Annotated in this window: 20 protein-coding genes and 1 pseudogene; 3 read left to right on the top strand and 18 right to left on the bottom strand. The window is 45.6% G+C overall.

Going from position 1 to position 18,276, the window contains the following annotated elements; all coding sequences use genetic code 11:
* Positions 1–47 precede the first annotated feature (47 nt).
* Entirely contained in the window at positions 48–899 is an 852-nt protein-coding gene (locus ACKU4E_RS17370) for a deoxyribonuclease IV (RefSeq protein WP_320172655.1), read from the top strand.
* A 57-nt stretch (positions 900–956) separates the two neighbouring features.
* On the opposite strand, the gene ACKU4E_RS17365 is transcribed toward ACKU4E_RS17370, so the two are convergent.
* On the bottom strand, positions 957–1,232 hold the full coding sequence (locus tag ACKU4E_RS17365) for a DUF2325 domain-containing protein (RefSeq protein WP_320172330.1): 276 nt from the start codon (positions 1,230–1,232) through the stop codon (positions 957–959).
* Between the two features lie 269 nt (positions 1,233–1,501).
* Between ACKU4E_RS17365 and ACKU4E_RS17360 the strand changes: the two genes are divergently transcribed.
* The gene (locus ACKU4E_RS17360; RefSeq protein WP_320172329.1) at positions 1,502–4,627 is read left to right on the top strand and encodes an ATP-binding protein; all 3,126 of its coding nucleotides are present in this window, start codon (positions 1,502–1,504) and stop codon (positions 4,625–4,627) included.
* 49 nt (positions 4,628–4,676) lie between these two features.
* Positions 4,677–5,171, top strand: a complete 495-nt coding sequence (locus ACKU4E_RS17355; RefSeq protein ID WP_320172328.1) for a hypothetical protein — start codon at positions 4,677–4,679, stop codon at positions 5,169–5,171.
* Between the two features lie 315 nt (positions 5,172–5,486).
* Here the strand turns inward: ACKU4E_RS17355 and ACKU4E_RS17350 are convergent, their stop codons facing one another.
* From ACKU4E_RS17350 to ACKU4E_RS17270, 17 genes and pseudogenes are all read right to left on the bottom strand, one after another.
* On the bottom strand, positions 5,487–6,338 hold the full coding sequence (locus ACKU4E_RS17350) for a nitroreductase family protein (protein WP_320172327.1): 852 nt from the start codon (positions 6,336–6,338) through the stop codon (positions 5,487–5,489).
* 155 nt (positions 6,339–6,493) lie between these two features.
* Positions 6,494–7,438, bottom strand: coding sequence for a calcium/sodium antiporter (locus tag ACKU4E_RS17345; protein WP_320172326.1), 945 nt, complete (start codon positions 7,436–7,438; stop codon positions 6,494–6,496).
* Positions 7,439–7,531: 93 nt separating this feature from the next.
* Positions 7,532–8,593: a tRNA(5-methylaminomethyl-2-thiouridylate) methyltransferase gene (locus ACKU4E_RS17340; protein ID WP_320172325.1), complete on the bottom strand. Its 1,062-nt coding sequence runs from the start codon at positions 8,591–8,593 to the stop codon at positions 7,532–7,534.
* Between the two features lie 929 nt (positions 8,594–9,522).
* On the bottom strand, positions 9,523–9,702 hold the full coding sequence (locus ACKU4E_RS17335; protein ID WP_407944138.1) for a hypothetical protein: 180 nt from the start codon (positions 9,700–9,702) through the stop codon (positions 9,523–9,525).
* A 432-nt stretch (positions 9,703–10,134) separates the two neighbouring features.
* Complete coding sequence (locus ACKU4E_RS17330) at positions 10,135–10,317, bottom strand: hypothetical protein (RefSeq protein WP_320172311.1); 183 nt, start codon at positions 10,315–10,317, stop codon at positions 10,135–10,137.
* Positions 10,318–10,377: 60 nt separating this feature from the next.
* Positions 10,378–10,458 (bottom strand): annotated as a pseudogene (locus ACKU4E_RS17325) (RHS repeat-associated core domain-containing protein); the annotation flags it as partial.
* A gap of 55 nt (positions 10,459–10,513) precedes the next feature.
* On the bottom strand, positions 10,514–10,930 hold the full coding sequence (locus ACKU4E_RS17320) for a hypothetical protein (RefSeq protein ID WP_320172324.1): 417 nt from the start codon (positions 10,928–10,930) through the stop codon (positions 10,514–10,516).
* Positions 10,911–11,159 (bottom strand): hypothetical protein, encoded by a 249-nt coding sequence (locus ACKU4E_RS17315; protein ID WP_320172323.1) that lies wholly within the window; start codon positions 11,157–11,159, stop codon positions 10,911–10,913. The genes ACKU4E_RS17320 and ACKU4E_RS17315 overlap by 20 nt, the downstream gene beginning before the upstream one ends.
* A gap of 443 nt (positions 11,160–11,602) precedes the next feature.
* Entirely contained in the window at positions 11,603–12,049 is a 447-nt protein-coding gene (locus ACKU4E_RS17310) for a hypothetical protein (RefSeq protein ID WP_320172322.1), read from the bottom strand.
* A 520-nt stretch (positions 12,050–12,569) separates the two neighbouring features.
* Complete coding sequence (locus ACKU4E_RS17305; protein WP_320172321.1) at positions 12,570–13,064, bottom strand: hypothetical protein; 495 nt, start codon at positions 13,062–13,064, stop codon at positions 12,570–12,572.
* A complete protein-coding gene (locus ACKU4E_RS17300; RefSeq protein ID WP_407944119.1) occupies positions 13,000–13,179 on the bottom strand; it encodes an RHS repeat-associated core domain-containing protein in 180 nt (59 codons plus the stop codon). The genes ACKU4E_RS17305 and ACKU4E_RS17300 overlap by 65 nt, the downstream gene beginning before the upstream one ends.
* Positions 13,180–13,200: 21 nt before the next feature.
* Complete coding sequence (locus tag ACKU4E_RS17295) at positions 13,201–13,611, bottom strand: hypothetical protein (RefSeq protein ID WP_320172320.1); 411 nt, start codon at positions 13,609–13,611, stop codon at positions 13,201–13,203.
* 8 nt (positions 13,612–13,619) lie between these two features.
* Positions 13,620–14,915 (bottom strand): RHS repeat-associated core domain-containing protein, encoded by a 1,296-nt coding sequence (locus tag ACKU4E_RS17290; protein WP_320172319.1) that lies wholly within the window; start codon positions 14,913–14,915, stop codon positions 13,620–13,622.
* Entirely contained in the window at positions 14,912–15,403 is a 492-nt protein-coding gene (locus tag ACKU4E_RS17285) for a hypothetical protein (RefSeq protein WP_320172318.1), read from the bottom strand. Before ACKU4E_RS17285 ends, ACKU4E_RS17290 begins: the two co-directional genes overlap by 4 nt.
* Positions 15,381–16,334 (bottom strand): polymorphic toxin type 44 domain-containing protein, encoded by a 954-nt coding sequence (locus ACKU4E_RS17280; RefSeq protein WP_320172317.1) that lies wholly within the window; start codon positions 16,332–16,334, stop codon positions 15,381–15,383. The genes ACKU4E_RS17285 and ACKU4E_RS17280 overlap by 23 nt, the downstream gene beginning before the upstream one ends.
* 398 nt (positions 16,335–16,732) lie before the next feature.
* Complete coding sequence (locus ACKU4E_RS17275) at positions 16,733–17,344, bottom strand: hypothetical protein (RefSeq protein WP_320172316.1); 612 nt, start codon at positions 17,342–17,344, stop codon at positions 16,733–16,735.
* Entirely contained in the window at positions 17,337–17,888 is a 552-nt protein-coding gene (locus ACKU4E_RS17270) for a hypothetical protein (protein WP_320172315.1), read from the bottom strand. Before ACKU4E_RS17270 ends, ACKU4E_RS17275 begins: the two co-directional genes overlap by 8 nt.
* Between the last annotated feature and the right edge of the window lie 388 nt (positions 17,889–18,276).

The raw sequence follows: 18,276 nt of genomic DNA, 5'->3' as shown, positions 1-18,276 counted from the left end.
TGAGCAATTGCTAATTATCACACGGACAGAAAAAGGAAACTGAATTGATTTATCTCGGAGCCCACATGCCCATTACCGGCGGGGTGGACAAGGCGGTTGAAAGAATCATGAGCATCAAGGGAACCGCTCTGCAGATCTTCACCCGCAACCAGCGCCAGTGGAAGGCCAAGCCGCTGGAAGAAGAAGTAATTACGAATTTCAAGACACTGCGTAAACAATGGGGCGGCTACCCGGTTTCCGTTCACGATTCCTACCTGATCAATCTTGCATCTCCCAAGCATGAATCCGTTGAAAAATCAGTTAGATCATTTGCCACGGAACTGGGAAGGACGGAATCTCTGGGCATTGAGTATCTGGTTACCCACCCCGGGTCTCATCTTGGAACCGGAAAGGATGAAGGCATAAAAAGGTACGTTGAAAATCTGGACAGAGCCATAGACCTATCCGGAACTACAGCGGTCACAATACTGATTGAAAACACAGCCGGGCAGGGAACCAACCTCGGCAGCGCATTCAGCGAACTGGCGGACATTATCGAAGGATCAACCCACAAGGAACGGCTGGGAGTCTGCTTCGACACCTGCCACGCCTTTGCCGCCGGCTACGATCTTCGTTCCCCGGCAGGCTGCGAGGCCGTCTTTGCAGAATTCGACAGGCTTGTCGGGATCGATAAAATCCGCTTTTTCCACCTGAACGACTGCAAGGAGGCTCTCGGCGCCAACAAGGACCGCCACGAACACATCGGCAAGGGACAGATCGGTCTTGAGGGGTTTCGCTACATCATGACCGACAGCCGCTTTTCCGGCCTGCCGAAAGTGATCGAAACGCCCAAGGACGATGATCCTCAATTTGAGTTAGACCGCATGAACCTTAAGCTTCTCCGCTCCCTGTGTGAGTAAAATCAGCGGAACCGTTTTCCCGGCCTGACGCAGCATCCGCAGTACCTCAGCAAATGATCACAGATTATCCAGGCAGTTCTTCAACGTGGATACGCCGCAGGAATGAAACATATGCAGGGGTATGCGCTTTGCCTTTGTGTACTTGACGATATCTTTCTTCGCAGCGTGCGAAATCTGGTTGGTAAAAATAATGACGTGATCGGCATTACCGAGCATGGATGAAACCTTGTTTTCCTTTCCGGTAAAGACCTTCAGTTTCACTCCCTTTTCACTCGCTGAACTTATATATTCCCTTTTCAATCTATCCATTCCACCTATAAGGGCTGCACACATGATATTCTCCTTTGGTTTCGGTTGTACTCAGTTTTATTGAAAATGAAATTCATTGTCAACTAAAAAAGTAACTCAAAAAGCTCTGCGAAACAGATCAGATGGAATAAGCTGTATTTATTACATATTTTAGACATAGTGTTCAGGATGTTCTCTTTTACATTTCTCTGTTTTAATATATCTTGAACATAGTTACATTCAGGCACAACACGGCAACAGAGACAGCCGTAAGATGAAATCACGGGAAGACATGCAGACGAAAGGTATGCCCATTGACAACTGAATCCAAAAAGAATGTCCGGGAAAAAGGCATAACCGACAATTCAAGGTACAAACTTTTTCTTATCAGCGCCCTGATCCTGTTTACAGGGCTGGTTGGTATTGCACTGTGGTCCGGCTACAACTCCCAGTTGCAGCTGCAGAACACGGCAGAAAAACTTTTTGCCGGAGAATCAGCCAAGCGGGCCATGGCGGTGAGTTTTTTCTTCTCCGGCAGAAAGACCGAACTAAAAAAACTCGCAGCAGACAAGGCGATAAAAGAACTGATCGTTGAAAGTGACAACAGCTCCCCGGAAAAGGAAATCTCCGCTGAACTTATAAACAAGGTTTGTGACGATTTTGCCAGAACTCTGAATGAGTCCATGGTTGGAAATGAGCAGGTGTTTTCCCGCATAGGCCTTCTTGATCAGACCGGAAGGTTGATTATAGATACCGACAGCGACTGCCTGCTCTTAAGGGGCTACAGCGGCTATGAACAGTTCGCGGCAAAGAATCAGCCGGTATTTTCATGCGGCGAATCGGCCGGAGTGCTGAATATGGTCACAAGTGTCCCGGTCAGAGTTGCAGACGGAAGATCCGGTTCCGTTGTCGGCTGGATACGCATCGAAAGCATGCACCGCAGTCTTGAAAACATGACCCTGTCCCCTTCGATCGGCAGCGATTTCCTGCGCATAGGCGATGCTGTTGTAGCCATATCCACTTCCTCGGCCCGCGAGAGCGGAAATTTCCTGCTCATGGACGCTCTGCAGGATTGGCAGGGAATGACGGTTCTTGAAGCCGAGGATCAGGACCACGACTATCTTGCAATTTCTTCTCCTGTTCAGGGAACATCCACGAGTATAATCTCACTGGTAGAGGAAGATCGCCTCTTCGGTTCCCTGAGCATGCGCTCGCACCTTCTCATAGCAATCTTCATTTTCATAGCCATTTCCCTTGGATGCTTCCTTCTTATCCGCACCATATTGAGACGCCAGATTTTCGAAACAAAAGCGCATGAAGCGAGCCTGCGCGAAACTGAAATAAATGCACAGAAAGAAAAGCTTGAGGAGGAAATACAAAACCGCAGGCTGGCTGATGCACTGCGCAAACGGGCTGAAATACGCTACCGGGAAATTTTTGATAACGCGCCGGTGGGAATATTTCAGACAACGTTGGAAGGCAGGTACATAACGGCCAACGCCGCTCTGGCCCACATCCTGGGATACGAAAATCAGCAGGACCTCATAAAAGCGGTAAACGACGTACGAACCGAGGTGTATACCAACCCGGAAGACTGGTACGGGGGGATTTCATTTCTCAAGGCTTCCGGGCAGGTATCTGCGTTCGAAGTGGAATGCAAACGTAAGGACGGCACAAGCGTATGGACTTCCCGCGACTTCAGGATGGTCAGCGGAGCTCCGGGTTTCCCCGCCTATCTGGAAGGATTTGTGGTCGACATAACAGGCCGCAGGCTGGCGGAGGCTGAAAGCGAAAAAAACCAGAAAAGACTGCGTTCTCTTTTTGATAACTCCCCGGTTGCACTGTGGGAACTTGATCTCTCGCAGGTCAAAACTTTTTTCGATTCCCACAGCGACGGAACACCTGAAGACATCAGGGGAAAAATACTGCCTGATATGGGCAGGGTGGTTGAATGCGTAGAACTGATCAAAGTAATCGATTCCAACAACCTCGCCATACAGATTCTGACTTCCCGCGACGGAAAGGTAAACATTGATAACGGATTTGCCCCCTACGTTACCGAACAGGGCTGGCGCTTCTTCAGAACAGTATTTCTTGATTTCGCTTCCGGCCTGACCAAGCACAGGAGTGAAATACAGCTTGTCCGGGATGACGGCAAAACGCAATTCCTGATCATAAACTGCAATATCGTCCCCGGCCACGAAGACTCCTGGGGGATGGTCCTCTCCACAGTAGAAGACATATCCGAACTCAAACGAGTGGAAAACGAGCTGCGCATCAGCCGCGAACAGGCCCAGAAAGCCAATGAGGCAAAAGGACATTTTCTGGCCAACATGAGTCACGAGTTCAGAACACCGATGAACGCCATCAAAGGAATGGTGCAGCTGCTCCAACACTCTGAGCTCACTCCGGAACAGCAGGACAACCTGCGCCTGATCAAATCCTCCGTGGACAGTCTGCTGATTATCGTCAATGACATACTGGATTTTTCCAAGCTTGATTCCGTACACATGGAACTGAGCGAGGAGGATCTGGATCTCCCGGCCTTCCTCAAAGAAATGCGCGATATCATGGACATCGGAGCCACCAACAAAAAGATTGAACTTCTGCTCGAAACTGCCGATATACCGCAATGTGTCAGGATGGACAGCCTAAGACTAAGGCAGATACTTACGAACCTTCTGGGTAACGCCATCAAATTTACCGATACCGGCAGGGTGATGCTCAGGTGCGCCGGAAGCGGCAAAACAGATTCTTCAGGGAAGGTTGAAATCCGGTTCGAGGTGGCAGATACGGGAATCGGCCTGCCCGAGTCCGAAGTTGAATCGCTCTTCAAATCGTTCGTACAGGCGGACCCGTCAATAAGCCGCAAATACGGCGGAACCGGGCTTGGACTCGCAATATGCAGTCGGCTTGTAAAACTCATGGGCGGGGAGCTTACCGCCCGGAACAATGAGGAAGGAGGAGCTTCCTTCTCCTTTGTTCTGCAACTGCGTGAATGCTCGCCTGCACTTGAAGCAGCGGATGAAAACACTCCGGTTGAAGAAGCCCCGGCACAGGATATTTCAGGTGTAAAGGTTCTGGTGGCCGAGGACAGCAGGATGAATCAGATACTGCTACGCAAGATTTTCGAAAAAAACGGGATAACCGATTATCTGATTGTTGAAAACGGGAAGGACTGTGTGGATGCCTTCACCGCTTCGGATGACTTCGACATCATTTTCATGGATATCCAGATGCCGGTCATGGACGGTTTCGAGGCCGCATCCGCAATACGCAAGCTCCATTATCCGGTACGGATTGTGGCACTTTCCGCCAATGCGGGCAAAGAGTTCAGAGAAAAGTGCATGGAAAGCGGAATGGACGCCCGCATTGTAAAACCCTTCAACGTGGAAGATCTGCTCGCAGAACTGGCCCTGGCGGCAAAAAACAAGGCTTGATTACATTGACCGGGATCAGGAAACCGTCCCGGAACGAGGCTTAACCGATATGTTGAAAAACCTTGCGCTGCAAAAATACGAATGTCTTCGGGTGGCCCCCCTGCCCCATTTTGTTCTGGGGCTCTGCATCGGAATGGCCGTAACCCTGACCTGGATCGCATTTGAATTCTACCGGGACGGGCACAGCCTCGGCTGCCTCAGCGCCGGAGCAATCGCCCTAAGCTGGATAACCGGGGCCTTTTTCTCGGTGGCAGACATAATCAGCCGCTACCGGGAATACCTGCGCATCAGGAAAATGCTCGCGGACAAAGGGTTCAGTGAAAAGATTTTCAAGACAGTTGCCTCCTCCCGCTGCCAGCGGGATGCTGCGGTATGGGCGGCCAGAAGAGCCGGGTACGGAGCCCATGCCCAAAAACTATACCGAGGATTGGGCTATCGCTGGTATCACGTCATGCCCGAGACACTGGTCAAGAACCCGTTTCTGCTGTTCACCCCCGGATTTCTGCGCACAGCCTTCATGCCCGGCAAAAAAACGGATACATAAAAATACCGCGAATATCCCACCACGCAATGCCTTCGGCGACACCTATGCTCTCGTGTTTCCGTAAGACTCGAAACAAAGCTTCTCGCCTAACGGCTACAAGGCCTGCCGGGGGCCTTAAACCCTTTTGCAAACATGGCTTTTTCTATAATCCGCAAAAATATATTAAGACACTGGATTTGATGCGCTTCGCGCTTCTGATAAACGGATTTAGCCGCTGGCAGCCAAAGGGGATAATCCCCTTTGGAATCCCTATATAACTTTAAGATTTCATTTTAATTACCTAAAAGGCACCAAGGACACTGGCTAATTCCATCATCAACAGGCCTTGAAAACAGTCAGACCGTCCGATCTTTCTCCTTCGGCCTTATGCCGGGGCGGTAGATTCCTGTACTTAACAGCCGGATACCCGAGCATCAGTGCCCCGTAAATCATGTGCCCCTCCGGCACCCCCAAAAAAGAACGCACTTTTTCGCTGTAGGCAGCGGCCAGAACCAGATATCCGGCCCAGCAGGCCCCTATTCCTCTGGCGTGGGCAACCAGCTCCATATAGCCGGTGGACAGAACGGTGTCTGCCTGAGGGGTAATGCCGTTGACGGGAGCCCAGGCGGCGGCCAGCGCCGGAGCATTCCTGCAGATATGGTCTTTGCCCTTCCTGAAAGCATTCACCAGTCCGGGCAGAAAAAGCTTATCGGATAGCGGGTCATGCCGAACGGCCATCTCCTCCATCCACTCGACAATAACCGCAGCCAGTTCCTGCACTTTCTCCGCCTTATCGATAACCGTCCATGAAACAGGCTGGGCATTATGACCGGATGGAGCGTATGCGGAAAGATGAACAAGCTCTGCAATCGTGTCCATATCAAGTTCCTTATCCTTGAAACGGCGCACTGAACGGCGGCTTTTGATCAACGTTTCCACTTCAGTATATTCCGGCAGTGAACCGGCTTTGAATGGTTCCGAGGGCTGCTCGGCAAAGGCATTGATGGTTATGGCATTAACCGGACAGATTGCGGCGCAATGCCCGCAGTTGATGCAATGGCCGGTTTTCTTCGGGTGCACCACCGGCGGCTTGCCCTTCTCATCCACCGTAAGCACGGACAGGGGACATTCGCGAACGCACAGTTCGTCCGCTTTGCAGAGCTCTGGATCTATGGTTATGGGCAGCATTTTATTCTCGCTTCATTTTGGACCGTGGCAACGGCAATTGAAAAACAAAAAGACGGGCAACAGGATAGCCTGAAAAAATCGGGCGAACTATTTTAGCCAATAAGAAATCCCAAAGGCCAAATAAGACACCGCAGCCAAAGGTCAATGTCGGAAAACTAGCGCATGAAATCATGAGCCCAGCGTGCAAGGCTCAGCAGGACAAGTATTCCGCCTTCAAGTCTGGAGACTTTCCAGCCCGTGCGGATGAAAAAAAGCACCAGCCCGACCATACCTACCAGAACGGCCAGTCCAGGCAGGGCATCGGGAGAAACTTCCAGCGGACGCAACAGGCAGGTCAGTCCGAGCACTCCGGCAAAATTGAAAAAATCGCTGCCGATGAGATTGCCGAGCAGCATTTCATTGCGGCCTTTTAGTGACGCGGCCAGACAGGTTACAAGCTCCGGAAGCGAGGTCCCGGCGGCAACAATGGTCATGCCGATAACCCAGTTGGAAACACCGAAATGCCGGGCTATGGAGGAAGCGGAATCAACCATGAACTCCCCGCCCAGAGCTATGCCCACGAATCCGGCCAGCATCTTGATCCAGACCATGGTGGTAAGTTCTTCAGACTGCTCTTCCGCTTCCGGTATGATCCCGGAAAGAACTCCGGCCGCCCTTTTGCTGTGGACCAGCAGATACCCGATATAAGTGCCGAGAATGGCCAGAAGCATTATTCCTGCGGACCGGTCCAGCTTGTCGAACCAGGCCAGGCCGAGGATCAATGCGGTAGTGCCAAGCAGCAGCGGCGTATCGCGCAGGGCCAGGGAGCGGTTCGTGGGGAGCGGCTTTATCAGCGCCATCAGCCCGAGAATGAATCCCAGATTGAAGATGTTCGATCCGACCACGTTGGAAAGGGATATATCGGACATGCCTTTGAAAGCCGCCGTGATCGTGACAAGAAATTCGGGCGCGGACGTGCCGAAGGCCACTATGGTCAAACCGATGACCAGATCGGAAACCTTGTATTTGCGGGCTACGGCTGATGCGGATTCGACAATCCAGTCCGCACCGAACCAGAGCAGAAAAATACTGAGGACAAAAAGGGCAATATTGATCAGCATGTTACCTCTTGCTGTAAAGACTCCGGCGGACCGGCCGGGACTGACGGTTTGGCAAACAGTGCGACCGGATAATCGCAGGCCTGCCGGAAACAATCAACCGGACAATTTGTTTTTATCGCGGGATTTCTTCCATTCCTTCAACCCCTCCAGATCTGGAAGGGCAAAACCGGAACTTGTTTCCCGTGCAGGTTCAACGGTAACAACCGATTCACCGGAAGGACCGATAACAGCAACATGGACCGCCTCCCCGGAGGCAACGGCTTTGGGGGAAAAGGATGCGGTAAGCGCGGCGGCATCAAGAACTTCCTGTCCGCTCCACTCCTCTCCGAGAAAAGCCCGTCCCACACTCAGGGGGCCGGGGAATCCGCGCACCTCGAACATGTAATCGCCGGTTTCAAACAGATCTTCAATCCGTTCATTGTCATTGCGGTTCCGGCCGATAGCCATCAGCTTGTTCCCGGCCCAGTACTGACGCCCGGTAATGGCGAGACGGAAGGAATTCACATCCGCACGTTCCAGCCTGCGCAGCAGCGGGTAGAATCGGGCCGCATTCTCAACCTCGGTCAATTTGCAGCCGCCTGCGGGAGTCGGTATTTCGGAAAAGCCGTACTGTCTGGCCATCTCAAGCTGTGTTTTACGACCGCGCCCAAAAATATTGGGCAGTTTTTCGCGATCCACCAGCCCGGATTCCTCCATGGGGGTAATGGGCTGGGACTGGGCGCAAAGGGGACGCAAAAGCACATCGGCCGAACCGGAACTGTTGCGTATTGCGTTCAGGGTTGGCGGGCGCTGGGACATGGGCCGCTGTCCGGTGACTTCTCCGGAAATGATGAATTTGGCCCCGTAACTTTCCAAAAGCGATTTGGCATGGCTGATCATCATGATCTTGCAGTCCACGCACGGATTGACAAGCTTGCCCATGCCGTGGTCCGGGCCGTCCAGAAGCATCTGAATAAATTTTTCGCTGATATCTATGGGGATGATTTCCACACCATAGATTTTTTCCCAATGCGGAATCTTCTCCGGGCTGCCGAAAAAAGGAGTAATAAAATGCAGCCCCAGCACCTTGAGTCCCTGATCCTGAATGACCCTGCTGGCCAAAATACTGTCGAGCCCCCCGGAAAAGAGGGCCAAAGCGTCATACTGTCTGTTCATGGGGCGGCTGTACCTGCATTTCCCGCAAACCGCAACAAAATCCGCCTGGGTATAACAATTGCCCTACTCCATTTTCGATTGTTGAGCACTCTGCGGCGGAGTTTCGCACTGTGAATTTATCCAGAACCGAAATATGGCGGTTTAGGGAAGATGGTTTATCGTTTTGCAGCTATAGCATTTATAGCCATCCTTTTTGCACAGGTAGTAACATCCTAGTATGGCAAGATAAGCACAAATCACCAAGCTACTGAAATCGTGTAGGAGAATAATCCCCACCGTTAAACCTGCAGCCTGCAAAAAAGTCATATACGCAAAAATACGTTTAGGGATAACGATATATTTATGATCGCAATTTGAACAGGTGATTTCTTTTTTAAAATGAGATGTATATATGATCAGTAAAACGGTGTAACAAACTAGAACGATAGCAACGATCACAACTCTCATCATTGAAAATCCTTTTTATGTATTTTAGGAGTAGTATAAAATAGACCTGATAAATATACTAAATCTTATTTATCGCCTCTTTGGCCTGTAAATCTATTTGATAATATATTCCTTCCTGAAGGGAACACCTTTCATGCAATGACGGCAATAAAATTTTGGTTCTGAAGATAGATAGTAAAGAGCCGGAGTTAGGAACAGCGTTTCCAGGTAATAATTGATACTATTTCCTGTAACAAAATCATAAACTATGTCAGATCCAATTATGAATAATGACACCGAACCAAGTTGTGCATACGTGGCTGTTTTAATTTCATTTTTACACTCTGGACATTTTATTTTTTTTCTAAAAAAAATGCAGTAAATCAAGGTTAGGACAAATACGACAGTACTTAGCTCTTTACTGGTCATTTTTATTTCTTATATTTCGCATTAAAGCCATCATAACAATCTTTAACTTCTTGCCACTGTTAACGAAAATTATACTAAAACTTTTGAGCGACGTCATTATCATCTTCCTCAACCATGTTGGTAAAAATCTCCCGTTTCTCAGCACTGACATATGATCCAAATTTTATAGCATCATCCCCGCCTGCATAGCCCAGCGGATCGGGAGAAATAAACCTCCCGCTGACAGGGTCGTATTCGCGGTATCCGAAATGGATCAGGCGAGTTGTCCAAAAAACAGGTTGAATGGGCTGTCAAAAAATAATCGACCCCGAACTGAATGTCCGGGGCCTGTATATTTGTCAGTAAAATAAAGGCTTATTTAACAGCTGACAATCTTTTAGCGGCATTTCTTTTAAGCAATGCCTACAAAAAAAAGAAGGGCTACGAAAAAGAAAATACACAGGAAGTATCCAAAATATAATATCAATATAACTAAACAACGCTTCGTCATTGAATGAGTCTAATAAAAACGAAAAAACATTCAAGACAATGAGGATAACACCAAATTGTTTGTATGTTAAAGCACGCTGATCTCTGCCACATATTGGACAGCTCACTTGAACTCCAAAAAGATAAAAGTACAATGCAAAAATAATCAAATCAATAAAGCTAAAAAAGAACGAACCCATTGTATAATCCTACGAATATTAATTAGATGTAGATTGGTTAGATATTTTTTTTGCAACCTCTGGAATTACAACGTCACCAATAATTGATCTGCCCATTCCAACAGAAAATCCCACAGGGTATAAAGGAGTTGCTCTTGTTTTTAAGAACCTTCCACCATATTTAATAGTTTTCTTTCCGTAATTGTGACCTTTTTTAACCATGTTATTAAAAATCTCCCGTTTCTCAGCACTGACATATGGTCCAAATTTTATAGCATCATCCCCGCCGGCATACCCCAGCGGATCGGGAGAAATGAACCTCCCTATGGCAGGATCGTATTCGCGGTATCCGAAATGGATCAGGCCGGTATTTTGAATAATTGAAAAAGCCCCACACCGAAGTGCGAGGCTCTACTGTCTATTTCAAATCGTCCATCAAATCTTCAGGAACTTCATCTTTTTTATCTCTTAGTTCAGGATGTCGATCATAAAACCCTGTAAGCGGTTCTAGTTCGCATGAACATTGTGGGCAAAGTTGTTCTCCAGTTGTCCCAGCGAGAAAGACTTTCTGACATGTTGGACATATCATATCAACATATTTTACATTATCCTGCTTGCTCTTTGGGGTTTTGTACAGAAGACCATAAAGCACCATGAGAATACCAAAGACAATAACAACACCTTGACCATATCTACTTACTTTGAAGTCATGAACATACAAATCCTTGCCTCCAAATGGTAAACTAAAAAGGATAACCAAAACTCCCATATAAAATATTCCAGTTCGTTTTGATTTAGCAACACTATATTTTGATTTATTTTTTTCTTGTTGCATTTTGACTCCGTGAACTGCGTACCTCTTCACCGATCATATCAATGTTTTCTAAAATTTCTTTCATTCCCCCACTGGCTAACGACCCGACAAGTCCTCCAGGACTAACATTGGGTGGAGTGCTGGGATTGGTGTTCAAAATTGCATCTATAAAATTGTCTGAACCAATTTTAGCACCAACTAGACTGCTTCCAACTTTAGCCGGCGCACCCTGCACACCATCGGGAGCCACTACACCCCCTCCACTGGGTCGTATTCACGGTATCCGAACTGGATCAGGACCGTTACCCCAAAAACAGGTTGAATGGGCTGCCCCAAAAAAATAGACCCCGAACTGAATGTCCGGGACCTACAGGTTTTATTTAACTATGTATTCTTTCCTAAAAGGAATACCTTTCATACAATGACGGCAATAAAATTTTGGTTCTGAAGATAGATAGTAAAGAGCCGGAGTTAGGAACAGCGTTTCTAGGTAATAGTTAATGCTATTTCCTGTAACAAAATCATAAACTATGTCAGACCCAATTATGAATAATGACACCGAACCAAGTTGCGCATACGTGGCTGTTTTAATTTCATTTTTACACTCTGGACATTTTATTTTTTTTCTAAAAAAAACGCAGTAAATCAAGGTCAGGACAAATACAACTGTACTTAGCTCTTTACTGGTCATTTTTATTTCCTATATTTTTTCTTAAAGTTGCCCAGATGTTCTTCCATGTTTTGACGTTGTTCACGAAAATTGTCCTCGACCTTTTGAGCTGCTTCATTATTTGGTTCTTTGTTATTTTGAATTGCACTGACTAAACCTTTTAACATACCAATTGATCCACCAGCCAAGCCAATGCCTGCACCAACTGGCCCATATTCCATAAAACCATTAAACGCCTTATCTGCTCCTGCCTCTTTAGCCTCTTTCACCATTTTATTAAAAATCTCCCGTTTCTCAGCACTGACATATGATCCAAATTTTATAGCATCTTCCCCGCCTGCATACCCCAGCGGATCGGAAGAAATGAACCTCCCGGTGACAGGATCGTATTCGCGGTATCCGAAATGGATCAGGACGGTATTTTGAATAATTGAAAAAGGCCCGAACTGGTGTGCGGGGCAATTTGTCATTTTATGGAAGTTGATTCAATGTTTTGCAGTTAGGACATTTATATCCTTCTTTTTTAAATAAGTAACATATCACTGTAACTCCAGTAAGAAAACATATAAAAGACACTCCGCCCCCTATTATGAAAATATCTATAAATAGCAGCATACAAAATATAATCACTGTTAGTCGTGTCAGGACTTTAAGAGGAAAAGCATCATACTTTTGTCCACAATTATTACAATGAATAGTTTTTGATAACTTGGGCATGACTGTTATCATTTCGATGATGAATACAATACCCATAATAGTACAGAATAAATATAACACTGCTGAACTTACCTTTTTCTGGTTTTACATTAAATTTCTCCATTGCATCGCGATAACGCTGCTGCAAATCCTTGTCTATTCCAAAGATATTTTCTATAGATATCATAGAGTGAATTCACAGCAGCACCCACAAAAGCTCCCGTGGCTCCTCCTGCAGCCATACCTATTTGAACAATTGAAAAAGCCCCACACCGAAGTGCGAGGCTCTACTGTCTATTTCAAATCGTCCATCAAATCTTCAGGAACTTCATCTTTTTTATCTCTTAGTTCAGGATGTCGATCATAAAAACCGTCAATGGGTTCTAGTTCTACATCGCAGTCCTTGCATTTGCCGCTTTTGGGAGCACGCCCTAAGCCATAAGGGGTCAAACATTTTGGACAGATTAAACCTTCTTCATGATACTTTTTGGGGAATTTATATAATAAGCCCAAGAAAATAAAAAAAAGACCAAATCCAACTCCCATCCATCTTCCGGGCATATCTACCCGGATACCACGGGAAAAGACCTTTGCGTGTGGAGTCCAAGGCCTGTTATACAGGATTAACACCAGACCTCCTAAAATAAACAGCAACCTTTCGATTTTAATGTATTTATTATCAAACACAACTACCACGACATCAAAAAAACGATCTAATATTGATTTATTTTCTGAAGAACTCTTTGGCTCCATTATATAAGTCCTTTGCATTACTATTGCTTTGATCATCCCCGCCTGCATAGCCCAGCGGATCGGGAGAAATAAACCTCCCTATGGCAGGATCGTATTCGCGATATCCGAAATGGATCAGGCCGGTGTTTGAACAATTGAAAAAGCCCCACACCGAAGTGCGAGGCTCTACTGTCTATTTCAAATCGTCCATCAAATCGTCAGGAGCTTCATCTTTTTTATCTCTTAGTTCAGGATGTCGATCATAAAAACCTTCAAGAGGTTCCAGATTAACTCCGCATGATTCACATGAAGTATTTGCTGGTGCCTGTCCCGCCATATAAACTTTTTGACACTTTGGGCAGATGGTCTCTTCTTCTTTTGCTACCTTCACCATATTGGTTGACCGTTTATAAAACAGAGCATACCAAATCCAAAATATCCCAGCTGCAAGTTGTGTCCAGCCTGCTATTTTCATGACTGGAATTCCTTTGTACAGACTTCCTCCACTTAATGTGGCTAAGCCTCCTGCAATGGCAAGGACACCAAAAAGAATGAGAAATATCTTTCGATCCTTACTTAAACCATTTTGTTTCTTGTGCTGCATGTTGCAACTTACCTAGATTTTTTGTTGGATTTCATATGTTCTTTGTATCTAGTATATATTTCGTTTGCGAATGCTACACCTGCGCCTCCCCGACTTTGAGAAGGAGGAAGTCCTTCTATTAAACTGGCAGCACCGTCAGCAATATCGTCCACATCTATATAGCGACCAAATCGACTGCTTCCAACTTTTGCCGCCCCCATCCGCATGGCAGTCCGATAGGCACTTGCGATAGCAGCCCCGCCACCGACAGCGTACGCCGCAGCAGCTTTCGGGGCCATACCTGCAGCAAGAGCCGTGTTGAAAGCGTTTCGGAACGACACGTTGTTCTTATATTGATTTACAACTTCCTGTGAAGCGACACCTGCCGCTTTCAACCCATCTCTGACAGCTATACCTGTTGCCTTGCCGCCTTGAGTCAAAGCCTTTCCAACACCATCATAAACTGTTTCAAAAAAATCCCCTACAGCTTCAAAAAGACCTTTCTCTTCTTTATTAACAGCCTGAATTGCCTGCCGCTGCTTTGCCTGCCGCTTATCTTCTGCCCGGACTCTGGCCATGTTCTTTGCACGTTCTACGGCATCCTGTTTTGTCTTTTCCACAACGGCCACATCCTTTACCGGCGCACCCTGCACACCATCGGGAGCCACTACACCCCCTCCGATTGTTGGAACAGAGTCTAAGATTCCGGGTTTTTGATGCTTATTCTCAAGAATATTCAAATTCCGCAGTTTGTCATTGCGCTCTTTCTTTTCACGAGCCTTACGCTCCCTATTCGCCTGTTGTGCAGCCAGTTGCGCCGCACGATCCAGACGGGCTTTTTCTTCCTTTGCCGCCTTTGCCGCCATTTCAACTTCACGTTCTTTCAACTCACGCGCATACTCCGCACTCGATTTCGCAGGCGAAGTATTATTCTTATCAGGAGAGGCGGTATACCAGCTATTTTCCTTGACCCAGTTGTTGTACCCCCTGTTCCTCTGGCCTTCCATCGCATTAGCACGATCCCGAGCACCCTGAGACAAGGAATTATGGGGCGAAGCACCGGTGCCAATATCGGAAAGTCCACCGTCCACTCCGCCACGACTTGCACTGAACCCGCCCCACAGACCGAACGGATCAACAAAATTAATCGGATCATCAAGGCAGTAACCGTACAGATCAACATCCCCGCCGGCATACCCCAGCGGATCGGGAGAAATGAACCTCCCGGTGGCAGGATCGTATTCACGGTATCCGAAATGGATCAGGCCGGTATTTTGAATAATTGAAAAAGACCCCGCACCGAAGTGCGGGATCAATTGAATCACTCTTTATAAAACCATTGAGGGCGTTTCCAAGCAACGCAAACAAGGTATAAGTCGAAAATTGGTGGAACTAAAAAAAGAACCAACCCAAGCCCACCTAAATCAATCAAGTAAATATGTGGACATATAATCATTGCATATGTCGCTATGACTATTCCTGATCCAAGGCCATCTTTACTCATCATGATTAAAGGCATTAAACTAAAAGAGCCCAAAAACCATAATATAGTTGATGCAATCAAATATTTATGTCGATTATTCTTACCAAAAACAATGGTTTTAAACAACGTTGATACGGGCAGTAAATAGATAATCAGCCAAGTTATGACATATATAATCCCATGAAAAATTGATTTAAAAATATTAACATAAAACAGTATAAATAACATGTAGGAAGAAAATAATCCAAGTATAGTAAAAATTCCGCTATAAATAGCAGTAAGCCAGCCAAGCAGTGAAAGCCTGTTTTTATTTACTGCTATTTTTTTCATAATAATTATAACCTTGCTCAATATCCCACTGATCTTTTGGGGAGTCTCCGAAAGTTAGAGCCCATCTTCCTTTTGCTGTGCCTGCTTTATATTGTGCATATCCAGCACCAGCTTTGGCTGTAAGTTCTGACATTCCAAGAGCATTCATGACTGCTCCATAATTAAAATTTCCAAACCTCTCATATACTCTACCCTGTTGTTTGTAATCCATAGGTTTCTTGTTTGGAAAACGGTCAAGTATATAATTTATTTTTTGAAGATAGCTTTCGTATGCAGGTAAACCCTTAACACGGTTTTTAAATTCTTCAGCATCTTTTATATTCTTATCAATGCTGACACCATCAGGAGCAACAGGAATGCCTTCGTACATATGGAAATTATCATCTGTGTCGGCGAGAATGCTGTTAATTTGTTTTTGTCGTTGTTTTTTTTCTATAGCATTCATTTGCACTGCATGTTGAGTAGATGACTTTGGTTCCGCACGATCGAGACTTCTTTGAGCGAGCTCTTCCATCGCTCGCGCTTGCTGCGTACTTGATTTGACCTCATCAGGCTCACGGCCAACTGTTGGCTTCTGCTCCTGCTTCGCCTTTTCCGCAACGACTTTTGCAGCCCGCCCAAAACGTTCTTTATCCGACTTAGTTGCATCTACTGCCTTTTCCACAACGGCCACATCCTTTACCGGCGCACCCTGCACGCCATCGGGAGCCACTACACCCCCTCCGATTGTTGGAACAGAGTCTAAGATTCCGGGTTTTTGATGCTTATTCTCAAGAATATCCAAATGCCGCATTTTGTCATTGCGCTCTTTCTTTTCACGAGCCTTACGCTCCCTATTCGCCTGTTGTGCAGCCAGTTGCGCCGCACGATCCAGACGGGCTTTTTCCTCCTTTGCCGCCTTTGCCGCCATTTCCACTTCACGTTCTTTCAACTCACGCGCATACTCCGCACTCGATTTCGCAGGCGAAGTATTATTCTTATCAGGAGAGGCGGTATATCAGCTATTTTCCTTGACCCAGTTGTTGTACCCCCTGTTCCTCTGGCCTTCCATCGCATTAGCACGATCCCGAGCACCCTGAGACAAGGAATTATGGGGCGAAGCACCGGTGCCAATATCGGAAAGTCCACCGTCCACTCCGCCACGGCTTGCACCGAACCCGCCAAACAGACCTAACGGATCAACAAAATTAATCGGATCATCAAGGCAATAACCGTATTAGAAATGGATCAGCCGAGTTATCCCAAATACGGAGTGATAGAACATTCAATAGTGCAAAGCCCCAGAACCACTACGAGACCTGATTACCTGAAACAGAATCCCAATTGTGATCATTCTCTAAGAACATTTGCATACGAAGCCCATACATACACTGCAAGAATAGCCAAAAATGATTTTGCAGTCAGCGCGGATGTATAAATTTCGACATTTTCAAAAGGAATCGAATTTAAATAGAGAAAGAAAAGTAATATAGTCGAACAAAATACAGTTTGAGTTAAATATTCTTTTGCACAAAAACATAGCATTTTACCTTTAAAATCAAAATTAAACAAAGCAGCTAAAAAAGGTAAAATTAAAACAGTAAAAAACGAAAACGATAAAACGACACACAGGCTAACTCCTGCATCTGTCAAGTATGTTTGCATGTATAAATTAAAAAAATATTTTAACAGAATATAATCAATGCAAAAAAACAACACGTTTAATATAACTACAACAAACAACAAAAACATGAACGAGGCAAATATAGACCTCAACCCTACAAGACGCCCCTTTGACAAGAACTGAAGCACAATTGCAGATAAAAATGAATATACACAGACAAAAACAATATTTGATCTGATCACTACCGTTGCTATAACCACTAAAAATGTAGCTACAAACAATAGCAATGTTTTTTCCCTGACAATTTGATCAAAATACATGAGAACACTCTTAAACATATTCTCTCTCCAAATAATATCTTGATGAACAAACACACAAACAAAGAACAGATACTGCTGTCAGAGAAAAACCATAAATCAAATTTCTGCTATATAGATTATATATACCTGCCATTAAAAACAAAACAGGAACTAAAAGGCTAATAATAATTTCAATTCGCTTTATATGTAGTTTTGATACGGATTCAATATTAGACACTCCTAAAAGAATAACAATGTAAAACCACCCAACAAGACTTGTACTGTTATCATTTGACCTAAAAACATCAGGCAAGCAAATCAATATAAAATTCAACACTACGATAGCAACAGCTGAAAACATCTTTATAAATGAACTTTTAATTCTTTTAATATCACCATCTGGCAGCAATAAAAGAAGACCGATAGAAAGAATATAGAGAACTCCAACAGCTGAGTTTAACGACAATGAATTTGTCAAAGCATTTAGCCCCAATAGAGCTATTATTAACAGGCTCGGCACCACATTTTGTTTTCTTAACCATAATGGATTTGCATACCAATAAACAATTAGAGAAACAGTCAATATGCACCTGATCCAAAACCAACTATTCCCAGGCTCCACTCCTACATTCAACAAGTATAAATTATGAGCTATGCAAAAATACATAATCAAATATTGTATTGTTCTCACGTCTGCTGGTCCCTTTACTGAGACCAACAGACGTGACCTCAGTTATGGTTTAAAAATCCTTAACCCAAATTCTTTGAGACTGCTTCCCCAGTCCTCCAGTACATTCTTAACGGTTGGTTCTTTGCCTTGCTTTTTGACGTTGTCAATAGAGTTGAAAACCTGCCCCCACTCAAGAGGTGTTCCTGTCATGTTTTCCATTTTACTCATTGAGAGGATTAATGGTGAACAGGCCCCGATCCGTAGTCCGGGGCCTGTTGTCATTCTATGGAAGCTGGTTCGG

Source organism: Maridesulfovibrio sp., from assembly GCF_963677005.1.
Taxonomy (GTDB): Bacteria; Desulfobacterota; Desulfovibrionia; order Desulfovibrionales; family Desulfovibrionaceae; genus Maridesulfovibrio.
This window is presented reverse-complemented; position numbering and strand designations above follow the sequence as displayed.